1 protein-coding gene is annotated in these 315 nt (G+C 59.4%); it reads right to left on the reverse strand.

Annotated elements, in window-relative coordinates; translation table 11 throughout:
* On the reverse strand, nucleotides 1-315 hold a 315-nt coding region (locus SB751_RS29180), incomplete at both ends, for an FAD-binding protein (protein ID WP_410748929.1).

Genomic DNA, 315 nt, shown 5'->3' on the forward strand with positions numbered 1-315 from the left:
ATAATCGTTCGGCACGTAGCCCGCATCGACGGCTGCGCGCGATGCGCCGAGTGCCGCGTTGAGTTTGTCGGCGAGCGGTTCGAGTACCTTCGTGTAGTTTTCGCCGCTGCCCAGACCGCGTCCGCCTGACACGATAATCTTTGCGCTGGTGAGTTCGGGACGATCGAGTTTCGTGACTTCGCGATTGACGAATTGCGCTTTGCCGTTGTCCGCTGCCGCTTCGATTTTTTCTACCGATGCGTTGCCGCCTTCCGCAGCGACCGCGTCGAATGCCGTGGTGCGAACAGTGATGACTTTCACCGGATCAGCCGATTG

This window comes from Cupriavidus sp. SIMBA_020 (genome assembly GCF_046535395.1).
Classification (GTDB): domain Bacteria; phylum Pseudomonadota; class Gammaproteobacteria; order Burkholderiales; family Burkholderiaceae; genus Cupriavidus; species Cupriavidus campinensis.